Genomic DNA, 24381 nt, shown 5'->3' on the forward strand with positions numbered 1-24381 from the left:
AGAGGATGATAACCATGCAAGAAGCATACATTGTTGCTTATGGGCGTTCAGCCGCAGCGAAAGCAAAGCAAGGCGCATTATTCCACGAAAGACCTGATGATGTCGCAGCCAAAGTATTACAAGGCGTATTGAAACGTATTGACGGAAAATTCAATAAGAATATGATTGAAGATGTCATTGTTGGTACGGCTTTTCCAGAAGGATTACAAGGACAAAACATTGCACGAACGATTGCATTGCGTACGGGATTATCTGACACGGTACCGGGTCAAACAGTGAATCGCTACTGCTCATCAGGATTACAAACCATCGCGATTGCAGCCAATCAAATTATGGCTGGTCAAGGAGATATACTTGTAGCTGGTGGCGTTGAATTGATGAGTGCCGTACCAATGGGTGGCAACGAGCCCACAAACAATCCTACCTTACAATATGATGATATAGGTGCGTCATATCCTATGGGCTTAACTGCTGAAAATGTAGCATCCCAATTTGACGTATCACGCGAAGATCAAGATGCTTATGCTGTCAGAAGTCATCAACGTGCCTATGACGCACAACGTGATGGTCGGTTCAAAGATGAAATTATTCCAATACAAGTAAACTCAGTTGAATATACAAACACAGGACCAAAAGTACACACAAATATCTTTGACCAAGATGAATTTATACGACCTGACACCACGATGGAGGCACTAGCCAAATTACGTACAGTATTTAAAGCTGACGGCACTGTGACTGCAGGAACATCTGCCCCACTTTCTGATGGTGCAGGATTTGTAGTTTTAATGTCTGGAGATAAAGTGAAAGAACTCGGCGTGACACCTATTGCACGATTCGTTGGTTATAAGGCAGTAGGCGTTGACCCGAAAATTATGGGTATTGGGCCTGCATATGCGATTCCTGAAGTATTGTCACTCAGCAATCTATCTGTTGAAGACATTGATTTGATCGAATTGAACGAAGCATTTGCTTCTCAAACGATTGCATCTATTAAAGAAGTAGGTCTAGATATATCACGTACGAATGTGAATGGTGGCGCTATTGCTTTAGGTCATCCATTAGGTGCTACAGGGGCAATGTTAACCGCGCGTTTACTTAATGAAATGGGTAGACGTCCCGATAGTCGTTACGGCATGGTTACGATGTGTATTGGTGTCGGTATGGGTGCAGCTGCTATATTTGAATATGTGCGTTAGAATGGTTGATTTTGGATGAAGCGGATTCGTTTTGTTATTGAAGTAGGCTGAAGTTGAAACGGGTTGAAGCAGTTTCGTTTTATTATTGAAGCTGTGTGAAATATAGTGATTGAACAAAATAGTGGTTTAATAGGATAGCGGGTATTTCCGTTTTAGAATTTAACATTTACACGTCTAATTTTAATCATTGTTTTAAATTTTATGAATCGAAGTCCTTTGATTTAATAATATTTGCTAATGCTAGTAATTTATCTGATTGTTCATATTTAAAATAAAGAAAACCACTCACATCAGTGTGTGTTCGAACTAGACTTGTAAGTTCCAGTTCGGTACGACTTTCTAAAGCAATTATTATTGCTGTGATTGTCGTATGTCACATAGATGTGCGTGGTTTATTTTAATAGGTTAGTAATATATTAGGTCATGTTATGTTTAAGACTATAATGAATAAATAATTTAGAAATATGCTTCCGATTGTTCGATGCTTTAATTCAGTTAGAAGCATCATAGAATGCACGATTACTGTTGTAAAGATACATAATGTTTTATATTGACTGTATGTCTTTGGATAGAGTTATAAATTTATTTTGTTACTCTAGGCCCATATGTCGCAGTACCATCTGCATGTGTTGTTACGTTGTATGCGTTTGTTTTACTTGGCTTGTTTTGTGTCGGGCGAGCCCCATATGATACTTGGCCGTTTCCGTGTGTTGTTACGTTGTATGCATTCGTTTCGCTTGGCTTATTTTGTGTCGGGCGAGCTCCGTATGATACTTGACCATTTGCATGTGTTGTTACGTTATATGCGTTCGTTTCGCTTGGCTTGTTTTGTGTTGGACGAGCGCCATATGATACTTGGCCATTTGCATGTGTTGTTACGTTATATGCGTTTGTTTTGCTTGGCTTGTTTTGTGTCGGGCGAGCGCCATATGATACTGTGCCATCTTGATTTGTCGTTACGTTGTATGCATTTGTTTCTGATGGCTTGTTTTGTGTCGGGCGAGCGCCATATGATACTTGGCCGTTTGCATGTGTTGTTACGTTATATGCGTTTGTTTCGCTTGGCTTGTTTTGTGTCGGGCGAGCTCCGTATGATACTTGACCATTTGCATGTGTTGTTACGTTGTATGCATTTGTTTCTGATGGCTTATTGAATCTTGGTCTCGCTTCATATCCAAATGTTCCATCGTTGTATTCACGGATACCTGTACCAGCATCTCTATATTTCACATACTTAGGTGTTTTGTTAAATTGCGGTCTCGGACCATATTGAGAAGCTTCTGTTGTTTCAGTTGCTTGAGGTTTAACTTCAATATCACTTGATTCTCCTTGAATACCTTTCAACGTTGATTCAGTACCTTGTGGTTTTATTTCAAGTTTAGATGAGCTACCTTCAAGACCTTCTAAAATAGGGTTCGTTAACGATGGTTGAGTATAATTATCGCTTAAAGATGGTCTGTTTTGTTCCATTGTTGGGAAATCAGGACCTTGAACGATTTCACCTTGTAACGTTTTATTTTCCATCGTTGGATAGTCGGGACCTTTTACAATTTCACCTTGAGTCCCAATTTGTGGTAATTTAACTAGTGGTTGCGCAATTGGTAATGGTGCTTCTTCAGTTGTACCAACTGTTTCCTGAACATCTACTTTTTCAGAAACTTTAGGTGCTTGAGGTTCTTCAACTTTCTTCTCTTCTTTTACAACAGGAGATTTTGTTACAGTTTCCCCGTATTTTTTGACAGTTTTAGTTTTCCAAGATTCGTCAGCCTTAGAAACCGCTTCTCTTGTTTCTTTAACTAGAGCATCAAATCCATCTTTATGTTTATGGTAATCATGTTTAGTTCCATCATACCTAGTAATGTGTTGAGGTCTATTCAACTTTGTTTCAATGAAGAAATCATCAATAATAGATTCTAAATCTTTAATCATTTCTTTTTCAGTACGTTGATTCGTCACTCTAATTGGATCTTTTTCATCACCTAAAATCAAATCAATTTTTGCCCTAAGATTTAATGCTTCTGTTTTATGTTGAGCATCTGTAACGTAGGCAAAATATACACTATATGCTTGATCAACAAGTGAATCTATTTTACCATATGCTGTTCTTTCTTCTCTTTCAGAATATGGTCTTAAATCTGGATTCTCTGATTCAATTTTCTTTACTTCTAACTTAAAGTTATCCAATGCTTTTGTTAATAATTTTGATAAGTCATTATATTCTTCCATAGTTAAATCGCCAAGATCGTATTTATCAAATGCTTTCATTTTAACTTGAGTATTAGGATTCTCTTTTTTGTATTTTTTATATAGTTCTTTATAAATTTCGTATTTTTCTTTTTTTCTTTCTAGCAGGTATTGGTCTTCCTCTAAAACTCTAGTTTTTAATTTATCTACTGCATCTTTATATTCTTTTTCTGCATATTTATGCTGATCCAATAAATGAAAAATATTGTAAAACTGGTTCTCTAGATTTTCAATTATTCCCCAATAATATCCATCTGCAATTTGTTTCCCATTTTTACTCCCAGCATTAACTTGTGATTTCCCACTATAATCCTTTGTTACTATCGCATCTGCTTTGTTATCCCATGTAAATAAGCTAGATGCAACTGCTAATGCGCCTAGCGAAATTATTTGCTTTTTCATAATTTTTTAATTCCTCCAAAATGTAATTGCCCAATCTACATTAAAGAAACAAAATATTAAAAGACATTAACTATATATTAACTAGAATAAACAAAGCATTAACTATCTTTTTGTTATAGTTAATTAGCTTTGCAATATACAATAGTGTATAATTTTTTTGATTAATGTACATCAAAGGAGTAACAAAGCATGACAACACAAATGAAAATCAAAACATATTTAGTTGCTGGTATTAAAGCGGCGCTCCTTGATACGACTGGTATTAAATTAGCAAGCAAATCTGAAACTACATCACATACGTATCAACATCAAGCGCTTGTAGATCAATTACATGAATTAATAGTAAACACTGACTTAAATAAATTATCGTACCTAAATTTAGATGCGTATCAAAAGCGCGATATTTTAGCTGCACACTATATTGCAAAATCTGCTATACGCACTAAAAATTTGGATCAAATGACTAAAGCGAAACATAGATTAGAAAGTATTTGCGATTCAATTTCTAACCCTTTGCATTCACAAAACAATTAATAATTCACCAATAAATCATGTAAGTGTTTATGACGCCAAATTGCCTTATAAATACTTGTCATATGATTATAAACGAATGAAACGATTGCCTATCCCATAGATGACAACGTTAAAAAGACCTCTGAAAGTATCATCTTGATAACTTTAGAGGTCTTTGTTTATATTATTCAAATAATATTCTTATAGAACGATCGAAATATGTTTCGTCTTTCTTTTCTTCTTTAATCTGATCAGCTAATGCTGGGTCATCTGTGATAATACCATCAACATTGGTTTGTAAATATTTCGTTAAATCTTCTTCGCCGTTAATGGTCCAAGTATAGACTTCTTTATTTTCCAAGTGTGCTTGATTAACAAGTCTTGGCGAATAAGAAAAATCTTCAATGACAAAGAAATCTAAAGATGTTTCTTTAAAATGGCCAAACTGTAACGGAATGATATAACCACACTTGAGATATGGTGCTTCTTTTTTTAACTTAGTCATCACATCATAATCCAATGACATCACACGATATTGATGTTCAACACCATGCTTTTTCAAAATATCAATAACACGTTGTGTATAATCTGCTGGTTCTTTACCATGTGGCTTTAACTCTACTAGTAGCTTCACATTTGATTGTTTAGCCGTTTCAATAAATTCGTCTAAGGATACAAGTTTTGCTTCATGTCCATTTTGACGCATTTTCAAACCGACGACATCTTTGAAATTAGATTCAGAAATATTTTTATTAACACCTGTTAAACGTTTCAAATTGTTATCATGACTAACAACAAATTGTTTATCTTTCGTCATAATTGTATCTAACTCAACGTATTCGACATTCGCTTTTGCAGCAGCTTTCAATGACGGAATAGAATTTTCAACGCCTTTATCTTCGAAACCACGATGGCCAATAATGGAGATATTTGTATTGATAGTATTATTGTAAAGTAAGTACATGTTATAACCGATAAAACATGTCACTGCAAGCACCATTGAAATTATAAAGAACCTAGACTTCCGTTTCGGTTTTGGGTATTTAAATTCTAAGCCCGGTTGGTCTAATACATTCTCTTGTTTTAAGTGCAGTACTAACACACTGATTAATGATAATTTCGTAAATAAATAATAGAAGAACAATGAGCTTTTCAATACAACAAATAAAATTGATGAGACTAAAAACTTATCTCCTTCTTCATCTACACAAATAGCAAGATATGTTGCTCCTGAAATAATTAATGTTAAAATCGCACCAATGATGAGTTCTAATATAACTATTTCTATAACAAGTCGAAACTTATTTCGCTTCGTAATTTGCCAACTTAGTCTCATATTTTTAAATAACGACTGACGGTTTAAAATCGTTAACGGTAAAGTAAATATTAATTTAAAGTTTAATATAAATACAGCAATCATAAAGGTACCGTAAATGATTATACCTTTCGTCGTTTTCATAAGTTCTTCCGTTAAAAATTTAGGTATGTAAATATTTTTTGTTAATACTGAACTTAGTCCTAGGTTGGCAATGGGTATCATTAACATTAAATAAATGACAAAGAAAATAACTGGTACACCTATGAGTTTACGCACATTTACAAAGGCATTTTTAAAAATGGATTTAAATGGAATAATCTGTCGATCAAAGCCGGCATAAACCATATAAACTAACAATGAAAACTCTACATAAATCAGAAAGGCAACACTTAATATGAATATAATAAGAAGTATCACACTGGCAGGATGACTAACGATTTCCGTCCAATTGTTAATCGTAAGTTGGCTTTGCCCAGCTACTTTTAACATCATATTAAATAGTAAAATTAAGTATGTACTACTAATAAAAATCATGATTAACTGCAATAGTAAGGCATTAATGCTAAAACGCCCTTTATTTTGATACAGTAATTTAAATACTGCCCATATATCTTTACTAATTCTCTTCATAATCACGCTCCGCATTGCTTTAATATTAAGTTTCATCTTAATATTTTTCATTACTCAGGGTCAATAAAAATTTGAAAAGACTCATATTCATATGCAAGTAGCAAATAATAACCCATTCAACATCAGCTAAATGATGATATTGGAACCCCACCTTTAACAAGGCATCACATTCTTTATCAGCATAGCTACTTACAAAAACGTCTTCCTTCAACCATTGTAGGACTTGTCTCATATACTTACTACGTCTTGCTAATACTCAATACTCAATTGAAAAAGAAGCATATGCCCCTTCACTCTTGAAGTTACATATGCTTTCTTTTCGGTCTGAATTGTATTTATAATTCAACGGGAATTTTCCCTTTGAAGTTAACATAACGGTAGGCTGCTTTAACAGCTTCATCATCGGGCGCTTCGACATCTTCTAATTCATATGCAATGCCCAATGTTTTCCACTTATGAACACCTAACTGATGATATGGCAGAATTTCAAACTTTTCGACGTTATCAAGAGAATTAATAAATTCCCCTAGTTTAATTAAATCGTCTTTATCATCAGAATAACCAGGCACAAGGACATGTCGAATCCATACAGGTTGTTTCATATCTGACAGTTTGCGCGCGAAGTTAAGGATGTGTGTATTAGGCTTTCCTGTCAATCTAATATGTTTGTCATTATCAATATGTTTTATATCTAATAATATCAAGTCTGTATGTTTTTGTAATTCTTCAAAATGCCTTTGAAATGCTTTTGTATCATTAGCACATCCAGCCGATGTGTCTAAGCAAGTGTGCACACCATTTTCTTTTAATTCTGCAAATAATTTTTCTAAGAATGGCATTTGTAACAATGGTTCGCCACCACTGACTGTTACACCGCCACCCGATGCATCAAAGTATGGTTTGTATGGTAATATTTCATTCACCATTTCATCAACTGTGACTTCTCTTGATGGCTCACTAATTTTCCAAGTATCTGGATTGTGGCAATACAAGCATCTAAGTAAGCATCCTTGTGTAAATAATATATATCTTAATCCCGGTCCATCGACAGTACCTAAACTTTCGACAGAATGTAAGTGTCCCTTAAGCATAGTGCTCCCACCTTAAATTTTGTTACATACTTTCATGGAATGTACGAGAAATTACATCTAATTGTTGTTCACGTGTTAATTTAATGAAGTTAACAGCGTAACCAGATACACGGATTGTTAACTGTGGATATTCTTCTGGATGTTCCATTGCATCTATTAATGTTTCACGGTTAAATACGTTAATATTTAAGTGGTGACCACATTGCATTGCGTAACCATCTAACATACTAGTTAAGTTACGGTTTTGATCTTCTGGTTCTTTACCTAATGATTTTGGTACGATACTGAATGTATTTGAAATACCATCTTTACAGCAATCGTAAGGAATCTTAGCTACAGAACTTAATGAAGATAATGCACCTTTTTGGTCACGGCCATGCATTGGGTTTGCACCTGGTGCAAATGGTTCGCCAGCTTTACGTCCGTCTGGTGTGTTACCAGTTTTCTTACCGTATACAACGTTTGAAGTAATTGTTAATACACTCATTGTATGTTCTGAATCACGATATGTTTTATGACTACGTAATTTAGTCATAAAGCGTTCTACTAAATCAACTGCGATATCATCTACACGGTCGTCATTGTTACCGTATTTAGGGAAGTCGCCTTCGATTTCAAAGTCTACTACAAGACCTTCTTCGTTACGAATTGGTTTAACTTGTGCATATTTAATTGCAGATAATGAGTCAGCTGCTACTGATAAACCAGCGATACCTGTTGCCATTGTACGTACAATTTCTGTATCATGTAATGCCATTTCAATACGTTCATAGCTGTATTTATCGTGCATGTAGTGAATAACATTTAATGAGTTAATGTAAACACCTGCTAGCCAATCCATCATTTGATCAAATTTCTTGAATACTTCGTCATATTCTAATACTTCGCTGTTAATACCTTCGAAGTTTGGACCAACTTGTGCACCAGATTTTTCATCTTTACCACCATTGATGGCGTAAAGTAATGTTTTAGCTAAGTTCGCACGTGCACCGAAGAATTGCATTTGTTTACCAATTGTCATCGCTGATACACAACATGCGATACCATAGTCATCGCCATAGCTTTCACGCATAATGTCATCATTTTCATATTGGATAGAACTTGTTTTAATACTCATTTTTGCACAGTATGTTTTGAAGTTATCAGGTAAACGTACTGACCATAATACTGTTAAGTTTGGTTCTGGTGCTGGACCTAAGTTATCTAATGAGTGTAAGAAACGGAATGAGTTTTTCGTAACAAGTGGACGTCCGTCAATACCTACACCACCGATAGATTCAGTTACCCAAGTTGGGTCTCCAGAGAATAATTCATTGTAATCAGGTGTACGAGCAAATTTAACAATACGTAATTTCATGATGAAGTGGTCAATAATTTCTTGAACTTCGCTTTCAGTAATAACACCTGCTTTAAGGTCACGTTCAGCATAGATATCTAAGAATGTTGAAGTACGACCTAAACTCATTGCTGCACCGTTTTGTTCTTTAATTGCAGCAAGGTATGCTAAGTATAACCATTGAACTGCTTCTTTGAAGTTTTCTGCTGGACGGCTTAAATCGAAACCATATTTTTGTCCAAGTTCTTTTAATTCTTTTAATGCACGATATTGTTCTGATAATTCTTCACGTAAACGAATTACATCTTCTGACATTTCTGTAGACATCGTGTTGAAGTCGTGCATTTTTTCTTCCATTAAGAAATCTACACCATATAAAGCTACACGACGATAGTCACCGATAATACGTCCACGTCCGTATGCATCAGGTAAACCAGTGATTACACCTGCTTTACGGCAGTTCAACATTTCTCTAGAATATGCATCGAATACACCTTGGTTATGTGTTTTACGATAATCTGTAAAGATTTTTTCAGTTTCTTCGTCTAATTCGTAACCGTAAGCTTCACAAGCTGCTTTCGCCATACGAATACCACCGAATGGTTGCATTGAACGTTTGAATGGCTTTTCAGTTTGTACACCTACAATTGTTTCTAAATCTTTGTCTAAATAACCAGCATCATGAGATGTGATTGTTGAAGCTACTTTCGTGTCCATATCCCACATGCCGCCACGTTCACGTTCTTCTTTCGATAACTGCATTACTTGTTCCCAAAGTTTAGAAGTTGCTTCTGTTGGTCCTGCTAAAAATGAATCATTACCTTCATAAAGAGTGTAGTTTAATTGGATAAACTCTCTTACATCTACGTGTCTGTTCCATCTTCCATTTTTAAATCCTTGCCAAGCTGTTGCATGATTTTTATTTGTTTCTAACATACTAAACGCCTCCATCTGTATAATGTTGTGAATTTGAAATGCTATGTTAACGTTTTCATAGTCATTGTAGCATGTTTGTTGTGATTTTTTTCACATAAATTATGTACAATTTTCATCAAATGTATGTCAAAACATAGAAACTGTACTAATTTGTGTAACAGTAATATGCTAATTGCATTCTGTTACACAACAGTTATAATGTTCACTATTTTCATTGCTTTAAAAGTTAATTTAGGTGGATATATTTGTTTATAAAAAATGATTGTTAATAAGCGTTAAATCAATACTTAGAGAGATTTACTTTTATATATGAAGAGACAGGATTAAATACTTTTATTGACGTAAAAATTTACTTTTGAACCGTTCAATATCTTGCCAATTTTTATATAACAGCTTCAAATAAAATATAACAGTTTGATTTTACAGCCTCGGTAAGTCGTCTTGACAAACAAAAATTATGTGCTATCACAACATTTGCAACGTCTTAACAAGTCATCTATAAACATTTCTAAATATTTAACATTACTTATGCGTCATTTATTGCTAAAATTATTGTATTAAAATATACATAGAATTGATGGGATATCATGAAATCAAAAATTTATATCTTGCTATTATTTCTCATTTTTTTATCAGCATGCGCTAATACGCGTCACTCTGAATCAGATAAAAATGTATTAACAGTTTATTCTCCGTATCAATCAAACTTGATTCGTCCAATTTTAAATGAATTTGAAAAACAAGAGCATGTCAAAATTGAAATTAAACACGGATCTACTCAAGTACTACTTTCAAACTTGCATAACGAAGATTTTTCGGAGCGTGGTGATGTCTTTATGGGTGGTGTGTTATCAGAAACAATTGATCATCCAGAAGATTTTGTTCCCTATCAAGATACATCTGTAACACAGCAATTAGAGGATTATCGCTCGAACAATAAATATGTTACTAGTTTTCTATTAATGCCAACAGTTATAGTAGTTAATTCAGATTTGCAAGGAGATATTAAGATTCGAGGTTATCAAGATTTATTACAACCTATACTTAAAGGTAAAATTGCGTACTCAAATCCAATTACAACAACGACAGGCTATCAACATATGCGCGCTATTTATAGCATGCATCATCGAGTAAGTGATGTGCATCAATTCCAAGACCACGCGATGCAACTGTCAAAGACGTCTAAAGTCATTGAAAATGTTGCTAAAGGTAAATATTACGCAGGTCTAAGCTACGAACAAGATGCACGAACATGGAAAAACAAAGGTTATCCTGTATCAATCGTTTATCCAATTGAAGGAACAATGTTAAATGTTGATGGTATTGCTTTAGTTAAAAATGCACACCCTCATCCTAAGCGTAAAAAGTTAGTGCAATATTTAACAAGCCGCTCAGTACAACAACGATTAGTTGCAGAGTTTGATGCCAAGTCAATTCGAAAGGATGTTAGTGAACAAAGCGATCAGTCTATCGAAAATCTTAAGAACATACCTTTAATACCGAAATCTAAATTACCGGACATTCCGCATCATAAATTTTTGGAGATGATTCAATGACGGCATACAAACCTTATAGACATCAATTGAGACGATCGTTATTTGCGTCTACTATTTTCCCAGTATTTTTAGTCATTATTATTGGACTAGTAAGCTTCTATGCCATTTATATTTGGATTGAGCATCGTACGATTCATCAACATGTTGATGAAAGTCAGTCATCTTTACATCATACTGAAAAGCAGATTCAGACATTTATTACACAGCATAATAATTCGTTTCAAGAGCTCGATTTAACAAATCATCATGATGTTACCGCTACAAAACGTGAATTATTAAAATTAATACACCAACAGCCCGCAACACTTTATTATGAGTTATCTGGACCAAATCAGTTTATAACCAATAATTATGAACATTTAAACACTAAAAATATGTATTTATTTTCAACGCATCAGCTTAAGTTCAAAAATAGTACATATATGCTTAAAATTTATATGGCTAACACCCCACGTTTAAGTGAAATTAAGAAAGATAGCCGACAATTCGCACTTATCGTTGATCAATATGACAATATTTTATACGCCAACGATGACCGTTTTACTATAGGTGAAAAGTATAGACCTCAACAATTCGGATTTATGAATGAATCTGTAAAATTAAACCATGCTGACCATCGTCTCATTATTTATAAAGATATCCATGAAAACATTGAAGATGGTATCACGTTGTTAATTGTTATGGCTGTAGTTCTTGTTTTACTAGTAATATTTGGTTTCATTAGCGCAGATAATATGGCTAAACGACAAACAAAAGATATCGAAACGATTATTCAAAAAATTTACTATGCCAAAAATCGTCATCTAGGTACATATACGCCTTTAAAAAACAACAGTGAACTAGAAGAAATTAATAATTATATTTACGATTTATTTGAATCAAATGAGCAACTGATCCATTCTATCGAGCATACAGAACGTCGCTTGCGTGATATTCAGTTAAAGGAAATAGAACGCCAATTCCAGCCTCATTTCCTATTCAATACGATGCAAACAATACAATATTTAATTACGTTATCTCCGAAATTAGCACAAACTGTGGTCCAACAATTATCTCAAATGTTACGTTACTCATTACGTACAAACTCACATACAGTGGAATTAAACGAAGAGTTGAACTACATTGAACAGTATGTTGCGATACAAAACATCCGTTTCGATGACATGATTAAGCTCCATATCGAAAGTTCTGAAGAAGCGCGTCACCAGACAATTGGTAAAATGATGCTTCAGCCACTCATAGAAAATGCTATTAAACATGGTAGAGATACTGAGTCATTGGACATTACTATACGCCTGACATTGGCACGTCAGAATTTACATGTTTTAGTTTGCGACAATGGTATTGGGATGTCGTCATCTCGCCTGCAATATGTACGCCAATCTCTTAATAATGATGTATTTGATACTAAGCATTTGGGATTAAATCATTTACACAATAAAGCAATGATTCAATATGGTTCACATGCACGACTCCATATTTTTTCAAAGCGTAATCAAGGTACGTTAATTTGTTATAAAATACCACTTTCAAGGGGGAATGTAGATGTTTAAGGTAGTTATTTGTGATGATGAGCGAATTATTCGAGAAGGTTTAAAGCAAATCATTCCTTGGGGAGACTATCATTTCAATACAATATACACTGCTAAAGATGGTGTTGAAGCATTATCACTAATTCAACAACATCAGCCAGAATTAGTAATTACTGATATTCGTATGCCACGTAAAAATGGCGTCGATTTACTCAATGATATTGCACATCTAGATTGTAATGTCATCATATTATCGAGTTACGATGACTTTGAATATATGAAAGCCGGCATTCAACATCATGTTCTTGATTATTTATTAAAACCAGTAGACCATGCACAATTAGAAGTTATTTTAGGAAGACTTGTCCGTACCTTATTAGAGCAACAATCACAGAACGGCCGTAGCTTAGCATCTTGTCATGATGCCTTCCAACCATTATTAAAAGTAGAATACGATGATTATTATGTGAATCAGATTGTTGATCAAATTAAGCAATCTTATCAAACGAAAGTGACTGTTTCAGATTTAATTCAACATATCGATGTTAGTGAATCGTATGCGATGCGAACATTTAAAGATCATGTTGGTATTACAATTGTCGATTATTTAAATCGCTATCGTATTTTACAATCTCTGCAATTGTTAGATCGACATTATAAGCACTATGAAATTGCAGACAAAGTAGGCTTTTCAGAGTATAAAATGTTTAGCTATCATTTTAAAAAATATTTACAAATGTCGCCAAGTGATTATTGTAAGCAAGCAAAATAGATTAGCACATAACTAATGATTATGGAGCCTACATTTTGTTCTATGAAAAAGCGGACTGATAGAGAAGTTTTCACTTTTCTTTCAGTCCGCTTTTTAGAGAGTTTAAATATAAAACAATACTCCCTACAATATCGACACCGCTATATGTCTTTATTGTAAGGAGTAAATTCATTGAGTCACCCTAAGTCGGGCAAATAAGGATACTTCATAACAGGGAATTATGATCTGCCCCGAGACATAGAGATGATATATTTGCAAGGGTAGAAGCAGTATCTTTCATCTCTTCACGCACATGCCGTCGGGGCAGGATTGCCAACTATACTGCAATAAATTGGCGATACTTTTAATCCGATTGATATTAGATTTTTAAACTTCTAATTTTCTTTTCTTCATAGAAAGCAACGATTCCTAATAGAATCATGCCTAGGAATAATGCAACATAGAAGACGATGAAAACATCTGTCCATCCACTTAATGTATATCCAAAGATGTTTAAACCGTTACGTGTTGGATCAGCAATAGCCGCCAAACCAACTTTTGCCATTGAGTCACCGAATAGATACGCGAATGAACCTGTCATTCCGTTTGCTACACTGATGGCATTTTTAGGAACAAAACCAGTCAATGATACACCAATTAATAATTGCGGACCAAAGATTAACGCACCTAATGCAAACAATGAAATGTTAACCATCATTACACTTGTAGCATTTGTGTAGAATAAGACAACAAATGTAATCATAAACATACAGCCAATAGCTACAATTGCACGACGACCTTTTAATAAGTCTGATACGTAGCCCCATAATAAACTTGCAACTAAAGCACCAATTTCAAAGTAGAATATCGTATTAACTGCATCGCCTTTACTAAAGTGTAAATGCTCTGACACATATAACGGTGCCCAGTTATCAATACCGATTCGTACAATGTATACAAAGACGTTTGAAACACATAGAATCCATATAACAGGATTTCCCAGGATATATTTTTTAAAGATCTCCCATTTCGTCATACCTTGAGAATCAATATTTTCTTTATCGACCGGCTCTTCCCAAATTTCTTCAGCACGATTCCATCCTAATTCTTCTGGATCATCTTTTCCGATAAATAATGTTGCGATACCAATAAGTAATGCAATCACCGATGGGAAAATGAACATCCCTATAACATTTCCATGGAAGAATACATTAGCACCCCAAAGTGCGACACCACCTGCAATGGCACCACCGATATTATGTGATGTATTCCAGAATCCTAAGTATCGGCCACGTTTCGTTCTTGGTGCCCATCTTGAAATCGTTGAATAACTTGCAGGTCCACCAACTGATTGGAACACCCCGTTAAGTCCCCAAAGTACAATTAATAATCCCATTACAGAACCAAAGTAACTTAACACAAATCCCATAATTAAAACTGTAATCGCAGATAAGATAAGTAAGAACGAGATAATACGTTTTGTGTTACGTCCATCGACAAAATAACCAAGTAACGTTTTCCCTAAGCCGTACGTGATACTAAATGCTAATCCGATATAACCAAGTTCTAATGTAGATAATCCAATTTCCTCTTTTAAAAACGGTTGTGCCGCCTTAAAGTTGTTTCGAATTAAATACATAGCCATATAAACAAAGAACACTACGAAGAAAGCTTGCATGAAGTTTCTAAGCCATAATTTACGTTGCACCGATAATGGAATGCCTTTGTTCGGAATCTTATGGATATCAAAAAAGTTCATCTCTGTCACCTCAATCATTTTCGTTAAGCCAAATATATCACGTCGGTGTAAGCGCTTAATATCCTTAAAATTATTAAATTATCCAAAATACTGAACATAAACACATACTTAGAAACATATTTATGTACTAAAATTAATAAATAGTTAATAGTATTTGACAAGTTTTATCTATAAAATACTTTATGTTGTCAAAATCAACGCTTATACATATGACATAATGACGGAGGACATCATGATTCTATCTATATTACTTATCTTTTTCTGTATCAGACTTGTCAGCTTAAAGATATCTATTAATCACTCAAAACAATTAAAAGCAGACGGTGCAGTTGAATATGGCGTTAAAAATTCGAAGTTTTTAGCAATAACACACGTTTTAATTTATGTATTGGCTGGTGTAGAGGCATTTATTAATAAAGATACATTTAGCTTTGCAAATGGTATTGGCTTAGTTATATTAATCTTTGCTTATATTATGTTATTTATGGTTATTAAAACTTTAGGTGGTATTTGGACATTAAAATTATTCATTTTACCTAACCATCCTATTATTAAATCTGGATTATATAAAATTACAAAACACCCAAATTACTTCTTAAACATCATTCCTGAATTAATCGGTGTATTATTATTAACACATGCAACATATACAACTATTTTATTAGTACCGTATGCGTATTTCTTATATGTACGTATTAAACAAGAAGAGAAATTAATGAATATTTAAAAAGATGAAAGCCTGTCATCACATTAGTCGCCATCGACGTCCATCTTTAAAGTGCGTTCTGAAATATTATATTCAGAAACCTTTAAAGTATGTCGTGTCTATGACCATTGTGACAACAGGCTTTTTTTATTATCATATACCTCACTATTGAAAAGCTTATATACTCTTTTCAATGGTTCGGATTGTTACTGTGAATGGGTATGACCATCGCTATATACTTATATAAAGTACACCTTCTTTACAAACAATGACTTGATTTAAGGTATGAAATTTTTGGCAATGGCTTGGCGACATATGCATTTATTCAACACTGCCACCAGTCTTACTTCAGACAAACTTCAGACTAACCTCGAGTTCGTATTATGCCCACCACATGTCTGCTGGCTTGTCGTAAATATTAACAGATTTCAAAGTTTGACAAGCTTTTTGGAAACCTTCTTCTACTGACATAATAGGATCTTCATGTTCAATACTTAATACATAATCATATCCATTAATAATTAGTTGGCTTATGATATCTGCCCATACATATGGACTATGTCCATAACCAACTGTACGGAATGTCCATGCTCTTGTTGCAACGTTACCATATGGTTGCATATCAGTTAGACCATACATATTTACATTTTCTTGATTAATATACGTATCTTTAGCATGGAAGTGATGAATTGCATTTGCTTGGCCTAATATGCGAATCGCAGCAATTGGGTCAATACCTTGCCACCATAAATGACTAGGATCTAAGTTAGCACCGATATATTCATTTGTAGCCTCACGCAACTTCAACATCGTATATGGTGTATGAACTAAAAATCCTGCATGCAACTCTATGGCAATTTTTACATCTTGCTCTTTTGCAAACTCAGCTAAACCTTGCCAATATGGTATCAACTTTTCATTCCACTGATAATCATAAATTTCAGAGTAGGCTGTTGGCCAAGGTGTAACAGGCCAATTAGGCTTTTTAGCGGTATCATCTGATCCTGCAATGCCAGAAAATGTATTAACAACTGGCACGTCTAATAGATTTGCTAAACGGATTGTTTTACGTAACGTTTCATCGGCTTCTTTCGCTTCTGTCGGATCTGGAGAAATTGGATTGTTATGACAACTGAAACCACTTATTTGTAAGCCTCTGTCTGTGATTGACTTCATAAATGCTTGTCGCTTGTCTTCATTTTCTAACAACTCATCTAACTTACAAAATTTATCTCCTGGGTTACCACCTGTTCCAACTTCAATCATATCCAATCCAGATTCTGCGACATAATCTAACATATCTTCAAAATTTTTATCGTAAAATAATACTGAAAATACACCTATTTTCATTGAAAAGCACTCCTTCTTTTTATATTGAGAATTTTGTATTATATATAATAATCATTAAAGTTGTATGCTCTTGTTATCAAGATCGCTACGATAAATCGCTTCTATAAGGGCATTTACATTGCGTGCTTCTTCCGGTTTCACCACAATCTCTTCTATCCCTAAACACGCATTGACAAAGTTACGCGCCTGTCTCTCACCAGCAATGTCTTCGTTATGCTCAACATTAGCTTTGCTTTCAAAAATAGTTCCAAAGCGGGGCTCATATATTTCAAATGGAAATAAATTGATACCGCCATCTTCGCCTGATAAACTAACGTGTACCTTATCTTCCTTTATATTTGCAGACCACGAACATTCAAACTGCATGCTTGCTCGATTGGCAAATGTCATATAACTAGTAACATGATCATCGACATCAAATTTAGTGTGATCAAATGTTCCCCAATCATTAATTTGATTCGGTTGTTTGCTCAATTGATTATATGTTTTTCCTAGCACTTCATTCGGCACCATATCTTTACCTAGTAGCCACAAAGATAAGTCTAACAAGTGGCAACCATAATCGATTAAACTACCGCCACCTTGCAACGCTTTATTGGTAAAAACGCCCCAGCCAGGCACTTTACGCCTACGCATCGCTTGTACACGTGCTACTAAAGGTTTACCAACCACACCTGATTCAATTGCTTTTTTAGCAGTAATTGCCACATCTGTGTGACGATAATGATAAGCAACTGTTAATAACTTGTGATTTTTATTAGCCGCTTCAATCATGCGATCACACTCTTCTGTCGTCATTGCCATTGGCTTTTCACACAATACATGGACGCCATGATTCAATGCTTCTATAGAAAGATCAGCATGGAATTTATTAGGTGTACAAATGACCACCGCATCAACAAGTTTAAACAGCTCGCTAGGTGTCTCAACTGCATGAGGTATATTAAAGCGCTTCGCAACATCAATCATCTGCACTGTATTAATATCTTGTACTGCAACTAATGAGACTGTGTCTTTGAGTTTCAGCAATGCTGGAATATGACGGTCTTGTGCAATACCACCAACACCTATCACACCAACTTTTAATTTTGTCATGATGTGCCTCCTTACCGTATGATGTTATTCAAAGTAAATTGCTTTGCCTGATTTTGCAGACTGATAAATCGCTTCAAGAATTTTTGTAACTACCATTGCTTGTTCCGGTTTCACAACTGGTTCAGTATCATTTACAACTGCATCAATCCAAGCTTTTGCTTCTTCTTCAGCTTCATCCACTTCATTACCTTCATAAAAGTCGACGCCTTTGTTTTCCAATTCAACGTGTTTGGTATAAAGTGTGCCCATATCTTCACCATGAATACGTAGACCATCTTTCATATCAGCACCTGCTTTCGTTCCTGATAATGAGCATTGTGCCTCATCCACTTCTAAAGAATTAATCGCCCAAGCGGATTCTAAAATGATCGTCGCTCCATTCTTCATTTTAATAAAGCCAAACGCAGAATCTTCAACTGTAAATTCATCTGGATTCCATGAACCCCAAGCGTTTGCCGCATCATGCTGTTTATTTAATTTATGGAATGTTGAACCCATCACTGATTCTGGTTCATAATTATCCATCATCCATAACGTTAAATCTAAAGCGTGTGTACCGATATCGATTAATGGTCCTCCACCTTGAGCTTCTTCGTCTAGAAAGACACCCCATGTTGGTACTGCTCGACGACGAATAGCATGTGCCTTTCCGAAATAAATGTCACCTAAGTCGCCACGTTGCGCTGATTTATATAAAAATTGACTATCTGGTCTGAAGCGATTTTGATAACCTATTGTTAATTTTTTACCTGTTGATTTAGCTGTATCTATCATTTTTTGAGCTTCTGCTGTCGTTTTAGCCATTGGTTTTTCACACATCACATGTTTACCGGCATGCAACCCTGCTACAGTAATTTCACAATGCGAGTCATTTGGCGTACAAACATGGATAACATCAATCGTGGCATCTTTTAACAATGCTTTGTAATCATCATAAACCTTTGCATTGTCAGTACCGTATGCTTTTGCCGCACACGCTGCTTTCGAAATGTCTACGTCACAAAATGCGGTCATTTCAACATTTTCAACTTTTTGTAAACTTGGCATGTGCTTGCCATTCGCAATACCACCACACCCAATGATTCCAACTTTAATCGTCATCATAACGTCCTCCTTTAAATCTTTATCGTCATTAGTGCGTATGTCAAGCCTTAAACATCAATCAACGTTCTAGGCTATTTTTAGGTACATATTAGCTGTGGCTAATTTGTAAGAGCCACTAACACAATAAATTCATTAGTGGTTGTTTATCATTTCTGCCCCGCTCCTAATTTCAAACTAACCTTTTGTCGCACCTGTTGTTAAACCTGATACTAAATAGCGTTGCAAGAACAAGAATACGATTGCTATAGGTACTGCAATCATAATTGCCCCTGCTGCAAACACTGTGAAATTATTTGCATACTTATCATTAATAAAGTTGAACAATCCAACTGCTAATGTGAATTTTTCAGGACTTCTTAATAGTATTTTAGGTAATATAAAGTCCATAAATGGCCCCATAAAATTGAACAAAGCAACAACTGCTAAAATCGGCTTAGCTAATGGAAGCATAATTTGCAAGAAAATACGCATATGGCCAGCACCATCAATTTTGGCAGATTCATCAAGTTCTTTTGGAATCGTATCGAAGTAACCTTTCACTAAAAAGGCATTCATCGGTATTGACCCACCAATATATACAAGTGTTAGTCCAAATAAAGAATCTAATAATCCAATTGTATTTAGCAAAATATAGATTGCGACCATTGCCATTAATACAGGGAACATTTGTAAAATCAAAAATGTAATCAGCCCGTATTTACGACCAACAAAGCGATATCTAGAAAAAGCATATGCTGTTAACGTGACAAATATCACACTAAACAGTGCATTTGCAGATGCTACGATAAGCGTATTTTTATACCAAGTCAGGTATTGACTACTGTCATCGAATAGTAAGAATGCATAATTTTTAAATGTTGCATTGTCTGGTATCATTTTGGCACCATACAAGTTCGTACCTGGATTAAGGGAAATGCCAAATGTCCACAGTAGTGGATATAAAATGATGACAAACATCATCGCTATAAAACTGTAAATACCGATTGCTTTTAATATGTTTTTCTTCTTTGTCATCTTATAAACCTCCCTCATCTTTAAACGTACTTGTACGTCTGAATTGAATAAATGCGACAATAGCAACAATAAATCCAATAATTAATGACACAACTGCACCCATGTTAAAGTTGTTAAACTCAAATGTCAGATTATACACCCAAGATATCAAGATATCTGTACTACCAGCATTCTGCCCTGACACTGGTGGACCACCTTTATTAAATAGATAAATAAGATTAAAATTATTGAAATTACCTGCATATTGCATAATTAACAATGGCGCTGTGGCGTAAATGACATGCGGGAATGTGATGTTTCTAAACTTTTGCCAACTAGACGCACCATCCATATCTGCTGCTTCGTACCAATCTGATGAAATACTTTGCAGTACACCAGTGAACAGTGCAAAGACAAATGGGAAACCAAGCCATACTTGAATGCCGATTAATGCCACTTTTGCCCAAAATGGATCGCTTAACCATGCTGGTGCAACATCTAATAAAGGTTGCAATATATCATTATTTATCGCACCAAATTCATCATTAAATAACGCTACAAATATTAAAATTGTCACAAATGATGGTACAGCCCAAGGTAGGATTAATACCGTACGGATAAATTTCTTACCTTTGACAACAGGGTGATTTACAATAATTGCCAAAAACAGCCCTAATGCAATTTGAAGTGTCGTTGCAACAAGCGTCCATACTAATGTCCAAGTAATAACACTGAAAAATGTTTTACGCCAAACGCCAATTGTGAATAACGTTTTAAAGTTATCTAAACCAACCCATTCTAATGTGTGTCTCGGAGGCGCGTTGTATAAATTGTAGTTTGTAAATGCTACTCCAAACATAAATATTAATGGAAATACAACTACAAATATCAATAAGAATGTACCTGGTGAGATTAGTAAGTATGGGAACGTCTTGTCCCATGTTGCAACCATACGTGCCTTCGGATCCTTTATTTCCTCATTACGATTAAATCGTTCAGCATTACGATATGCATCTAAAATATTAATGACATATAGCATGATTGCAAAAGCAACGAGTAAGATAGAAATAATACCTTGTGCAAGTAAGACACGAGAATCGTCTAACTTAGGTACTGTCCCTAATGTGAACAATCCCCAAAAACCAATATTTAAAAAGCTATAAAATACAGAAATAAAACTGATGAAAAAGATAAAAAATATCGTCCCTTTAATGGGTCTTTTATTATAAAACTGTCCCAAACCAGGTATAACAGATAATAATGCCGCTAATTTAGGGTTACGTTTCGTCATAACTAATCTCCTTTCTTATCATTTTGTGACGGATGAAGAATCTTAATATTTTGCGTTATATCATTCGTCGCCTCATCTAACGCTTGTTTAGGATTCTTACCATTTGAGATAAATATGCTTGCATTGCCCATCGGTTCCCAAACTTGTCGCATTTCAGGAATATTAGGCATCGGTTCTGCATGACGTGCTTGCTTTTCAAACACTTTTAAATTTGGATTAGATGATTTCACGTCAACACGTCCAGTAATTTCGCTCATTTCATCTGTATATTTTTGTAATGTATCTTTACTAGTGATATACAGCATTAAATCTTTAGCCCAATACTTATGTTTACTATATTCAGATAAATACCAACCACGTACACCGAGAAATGGTTTCATAGGTTTGCCACCATCTGTAGGCAATTTTGTTACTCCTAAATCTTTACCAAACGTTTCTTGATATTCATTAATGTTCCATGGTCCAGTGACAAATTGTCCTACTTTTCCTTCTTTAAAAAGACCAATCATGACATCATGTGTTGCTGCCTTAGGAAGATACCCTTTGTCGTACCATTTTTGTAATCGTTCAGCATTCTTGACAACATGTTTTGAATTTAGTCCTAGCTGATGAATATCATATTCACTGCCATTTTTCTTGAAAATATAATCATCATTGCCGAATAAAAACGGATAATTAAAATAGAAATTTTTAGCATCAAATAACATACCGTATTGTTTCTTTTTACTATCAGTTAGCTTGGCAGCATTAGCTTCAACTTCTTCTAACGTTTGCGGTGCATTTTTCACTAATTTTTTATTATAAAAAAGTGCCGTTGTTTCAACGATAGCTGGCAATGCTAGTTGCTTATTGTCATAATTCATCGCTTTAAGTGCTTGCTTATTGAAACCTTTCAACTCATCTTTTGATAATTTGATTTCAGCAGCTAAGCCTTGTAGATAGGCACTTCCAGTATTATCATGTGCTAAGAAAAAGATATCTGGACCTTTTCCAGCAGGAGCGTCTAGCGAAATATTTTCTAGTTGATCATTTTGACCAATATTTACAAGCTTTACTTTTATGCCAGTTTTTTTAGTATATTGATCCGTAATCTTTTTATAAAACGCCATTTGCTTGTCGCCATCCACCCACATCGTAAGTTGGTTAGGCTTGTCTTTGGAATTATCTTTATTCAATGCTTTATCAATATCTTCTTTCGAACGATTAGGGCCACATGCAGTTACGATTAATAACATTACCACGGCTAACGTGATACATTTTAAAATTTTAGACATGAATACTCCCCCTTAGACGATACGATTTCCTGTTTTTTCATCAAAAAAGTGACACTTATTCATATCAAATGCTAGTGTAATCTTGTCGTTCGCCATCACTTGTGTTCTTGAATCTAATTTAGAAATCAATTCCATTCCTTGGAATGTGCTATGTACCATAATTTCTGAACCTAACAGTTCGGATACAACTACTTCAGATTCAAATTGTGTCTCTGGAGAAGTTTGAATAAATATTGGTTCTTCATGAATATCTTCAGCTCGAATACCTAAAATAATTTCCTTGTCTAAGTAGCCAGCAGCTTTTAACTTTTCAAATTTTTTATTATGTAATTTAAAATGGTGTGTTCCTACCTTCAATCCGTCCATTTCAACTGTAGCATTCAACATATTCATTGCTGGTGAGCCGATAAATTGCGCCACAAATATGCAATTAGGGGCATCATATATTTCTCTAGGTGTGCCGACTTGCATAATGTCGCCATCTTTCAAAACAACAATTCGACTAGCCATCGTCAATGCTTCAGTTTGATCATGCGTAACATAAATTGTCGTAGTATTAAGTCGCTTATGTAATTTCAATATTTCTGTGCGCATTTGTACTCGAAGCTTCGCATCAAGATTCGATAATGGTTCATCCATTAAAAAGACTTTCGCATCCCTAACAATAGCTCTGCCCAAAGCAACACGTTGACGCTGTCCACCAGATAACGCTTTTGGTTTACGACCAAGATACTCAGTTAATCCTAATATTTCAGCTGCTTCATTAACTTTTTGTTCAATCTCTTTTTTATTTACTTTACGTAGCTTTAGCCCAAATGCCATATTTTCAAAAACAGTCATATGTGGATATAATGCATAGTTTTGAAATACCATCGCAATATCTCTATTCTTTGGTTCAACATCGTTCATGCGTTCCCCATCAATATAAAAATCTCCAGATGTGATAGACTCTAGTCCAGCAACCATTCGTAATGTTGTTGATTTACCACATCCCGATGGTCCAACAAATACAATGAATTCTTTGTCAGTAATATGTAGATTAAAATCTTTCACTACAGTATTGTTGTTATCATACGTCTTTTTAATATGCTCTAACTTTAGTTCTGCCATGTTATGCCTCCCATACTTTGTTTACAGTTTGATTGTGCAATACACATTGTGAAAACGTTTGCACAAATACTTACATAAATCATATAGTCACTCATTATTAATGTCAATCATAAATTGTAAACGTTTACATTACTATCAGAATTAAACTTTTATACAGAGAATTGATATAGCACACAACTATTTTTAGTGTG

The 24381-nt window shown here is 34.7% G+C and carries 20 protein-coding genes; 7 read left to right on the forward strand and 13 right to left on the reverse strand.

The annotated features are described in order from the left end of the window. Positions 1 to 14 precede the first annotated feature (14 nt). Together ACXQH5_RS04535 and ACXQH5_RS04540 are read left to right on the forward strand one after the other, a co-directional pair. Positions 15 to 1199, forward strand: coding sequence for a thiolase family protein (locus ACXQH5_RS04535; protein ID WP_001154631.1), 1185 nt, complete (start codon positions 15 to 17; stop codon positions 1197 to 1199). Positions 1200 to 1492: 293 nt separating this feature from the next. Further along, positions 1493 to 1600, forward strand: a complete 108-nt coding sequence (locus tag ACXQH5_RS04540; RefSeq protein ID WP_031774836.1) for a hypothetical protein — start codon at positions 1493 to 1495, stop codon at positions 1598 to 1600. A 181-nt stretch (positions 1601 to 1781) separates the two neighbouring features. Here ACXQH5_RS04540 and coa read toward each other — a convergent pair whose 3' ends face one another. After that, positions 1782 to 3845 (reverse strand): staphylocoagulase, encoded by a 2064-nt coding sequence (gene coa, locus ACXQH5_RS04545; RefSeq protein ID WP_000744068.1) that lies wholly within the window; start codon positions 3843 to 3845, stop codon positions 1782 to 1784. A 189-nt stretch (positions 3846 to 4034) separates the two neighbouring features. On the opposite strand from coa, the gene ACXQH5_RS04550 reads away from it, so the two are divergent. Then, positions 4035 to 4379, forward strand: a complete 345-nt coding sequence (locus ACXQH5_RS04550) for a complement inhibitor SCIN family protein (RefSeq protein WP_000211605.1) — start codon at positions 4035 to 4037, stop codon at positions 4377 to 4379. Between the two features lie 163 nt (positions 4380 to 4542). On the opposite strand, the gene ACXQH5_RS04555 is transcribed toward ACXQH5_RS04550, so the two are convergent. The 4 genes from ACXQH5_RS04555 to pflB form a co-directional block, all read right to left on the reverse strand. Beyond that, entirely contained in the window at positions 4543 to 6306 is a 1764-nt protein-coding gene (locus tag ACXQH5_RS04555) for a glycerophosphoryl diester phosphodiesterase membrane domain-containing protein (protein ID WP_001824374.1), read from the reverse strand. Positions 6307 to 6343: 37 nt separating this feature from the next. Continuing rightward, complete coding sequence (locus ACXQH5_RS04560; protein WP_001250185.1) at positions 6344 to 6538, reverse strand: hypothetical protein; 195 nt, start codon at positions 6536 to 6538, stop codon at positions 6344 to 6346. A gap of 103 nt (positions 6539 to 6641) precedes the next feature. Beyond that, positions 6642 to 7397 carry a pyruvate formate-lyase-activating protein gene (pflA, locus tag ACXQH5_RS04565; RefSeq protein ID WP_000911657.1) on the reverse strand — a complete coding sequence of 252 codons (756 nt, stop codon included), beginning with the start codon at positions 7395 to 7397 and terminating at the stop codon, positions 6642 to 6644. 22 nt (positions 7398 to 7419) lie between these two features. Then, positions 7420 to 9669: a formate C-acetyltransferase gene (gene pflB / locus ACXQH5_RS04570; protein WP_000894660.1), complete on the reverse strand. Its 2250-nt coding sequence runs from the start codon at positions 9667 to 9669 to the stop codon at positions 7420 to 7422. 587 nt (positions 9670 to 10256) lie between these two features. On the opposite strand from pflB, the gene ACXQH5_RS04575 reads away from it, so the two are divergent. From ACXQH5_RS04575 to ACXQH5_RS04585, 3 genes are read left to right on the forward strand one after another with little or no spacing between them, the layout of a single operon-like run. Beyond that, positions 10257 to 11225 carry an ABC transporter substrate-binding protein gene (locus tag ACXQH5_RS04575; protein WP_000837101.1) on the forward strand — a complete coding sequence of 323 codons (969 nt, stop codon included), beginning with the start codon at positions 10257 to 10259 and terminating at the stop codon, positions 11223 to 11225. Next, on the forward strand, positions 11222 to 12778 hold the full coding sequence (locus tag ACXQH5_RS04580; RefSeq protein ID WP_000127984.1) for a sensor histidine kinase: 1557 nt from the start codon (positions 11222 to 11224) through the stop codon (positions 12776 to 12778). Before ACXQH5_RS04575 ends, ACXQH5_RS04580 begins: the two co-directional genes overlap by 4 nt. Then, positions 12771 to 13529: a response regulator transcription factor gene (locus ACXQH5_RS04585; protein WP_000477521.1), complete on the forward strand. Its 759-nt coding sequence runs from the start codon at positions 12771 to 12773 to the stop codon at positions 13527 to 13529. Before ACXQH5_RS04580 ends, ACXQH5_RS04585 begins: the two co-directional genes overlap by 8 nt. 358 nt (positions 13530 to 13887) lie before the next feature. On the opposite strand, the gene uhpT is transcribed toward ACXQH5_RS04585, so the two are convergent. After that, positions 13888 to 15267: a hexose-6-phosphate:phosphate antiporter gene (gene uhpT, locus ACXQH5_RS04590; protein WP_001008722.1), complete on the reverse strand. Its 1380-nt coding sequence runs from the start codon at positions 15265 to 15267 to the stop codon at positions 13888 to 13890. A gap of 232 nt (positions 15268 to 15499) precedes the next feature. Between uhpT and ACXQH5_RS04595 the strand changes: the two genes are divergently transcribed. After that, entirely contained in the window at positions 15500 to 15994 is a 495-nt protein-coding gene (locus ACXQH5_RS04595; protein ID WP_000603755.1) for an isoprenylcysteine carboxyl methyltransferase family protein, read from the forward strand. Between the two features lie 360 nt (positions 15995 to 16354). Here the strand turns inward: ACXQH5_RS04595 and ACXQH5_RS04600 are convergent, their stop codons facing one another. The 7 genes from ACXQH5_RS04600 to ACXQH5_RS04630 form a co-directional block, all read right to left on the reverse strand. Then, positions 16355 to 17323, reverse strand: coding sequence for a sugar phosphate isomerase/epimerase family protein (locus tag ACXQH5_RS04600; protein WP_000690414.1), 969 nt, complete (start codon positions 17321 to 17323; stop codon positions 16355 to 16357). A gap of 54 nt (positions 17324 to 17377) precedes the next feature. Beyond that, positions 17378 to 18418 carry a Gfo/Idh/MocA family protein gene (locus ACXQH5_RS04605; RefSeq protein ID WP_000163811.1) on the reverse strand — a complete coding sequence of 347 codons (1041 nt, stop codon included), beginning with the start codon at positions 18416 to 18418 and terminating at the stop codon, positions 17378 to 17380. A gap of 24 nt (positions 18419 to 18442) precedes the next feature. Further along, positions 18443 to 19519, reverse strand: coding sequence for a Gfo/Idh/MocA family protein (locus ACXQH5_RS04610; protein WP_000153490.1), 1077 nt, complete (start codon positions 19517 to 19519; stop codon positions 18443 to 18445). Between the two features lie 177 nt (positions 19520 to 19696). Continuing rightward, positions 19697 to 20536 (reverse strand): sugar ABC transporter permease, encoded by an 840-nt coding sequence (locus tag ACXQH5_RS04615; protein ID WP_000162661.1) that lies wholly within the window; start codon positions 20534 to 20536, stop codon positions 19697 to 19699. Position 20537: 1 nt separating this feature from the next. Next, positions 20538 to 21806 (reverse strand): sugar ABC transporter permease, encoded by a 1269-nt coding sequence (locus ACXQH5_RS04620; RefSeq protein WP_000166890.1) that lies wholly within the window; start codon positions 21804 to 21806, stop codon positions 20538 to 20540. 2 nt (positions 21807 to 21808) lie between these two features. Beyond that, the gene (locus ACXQH5_RS04625; RefSeq protein WP_315929843.1) at positions 21809 to 23080 is read right to left on the reverse strand and encodes a maltodextrin ABC transporter substrate-binding protein; all 1272 of its coding nucleotides are present in this window, start codon (positions 23078 to 23080) and stop codon (positions 21809 to 21811) included. A gap of 12 nt (positions 23081 to 23092) precedes the next feature. Then, the gene (locus ACXQH5_RS04630; RefSeq protein ID WP_000818914.1) at positions 23093 to 24190 is read right to left on the reverse strand and encodes an ABC transporter ATP-binding protein; all 1098 of its coding nucleotides are present in this window, start codon (positions 24188 to 24190) and stop codon (positions 23093 to 23095) included. Positions 24191 to 24381 lie beyond the last annotated feature (191 nt).

It is taken from the genome of Staphylococcus sp. SA22 (assembly GCF_054165785.1).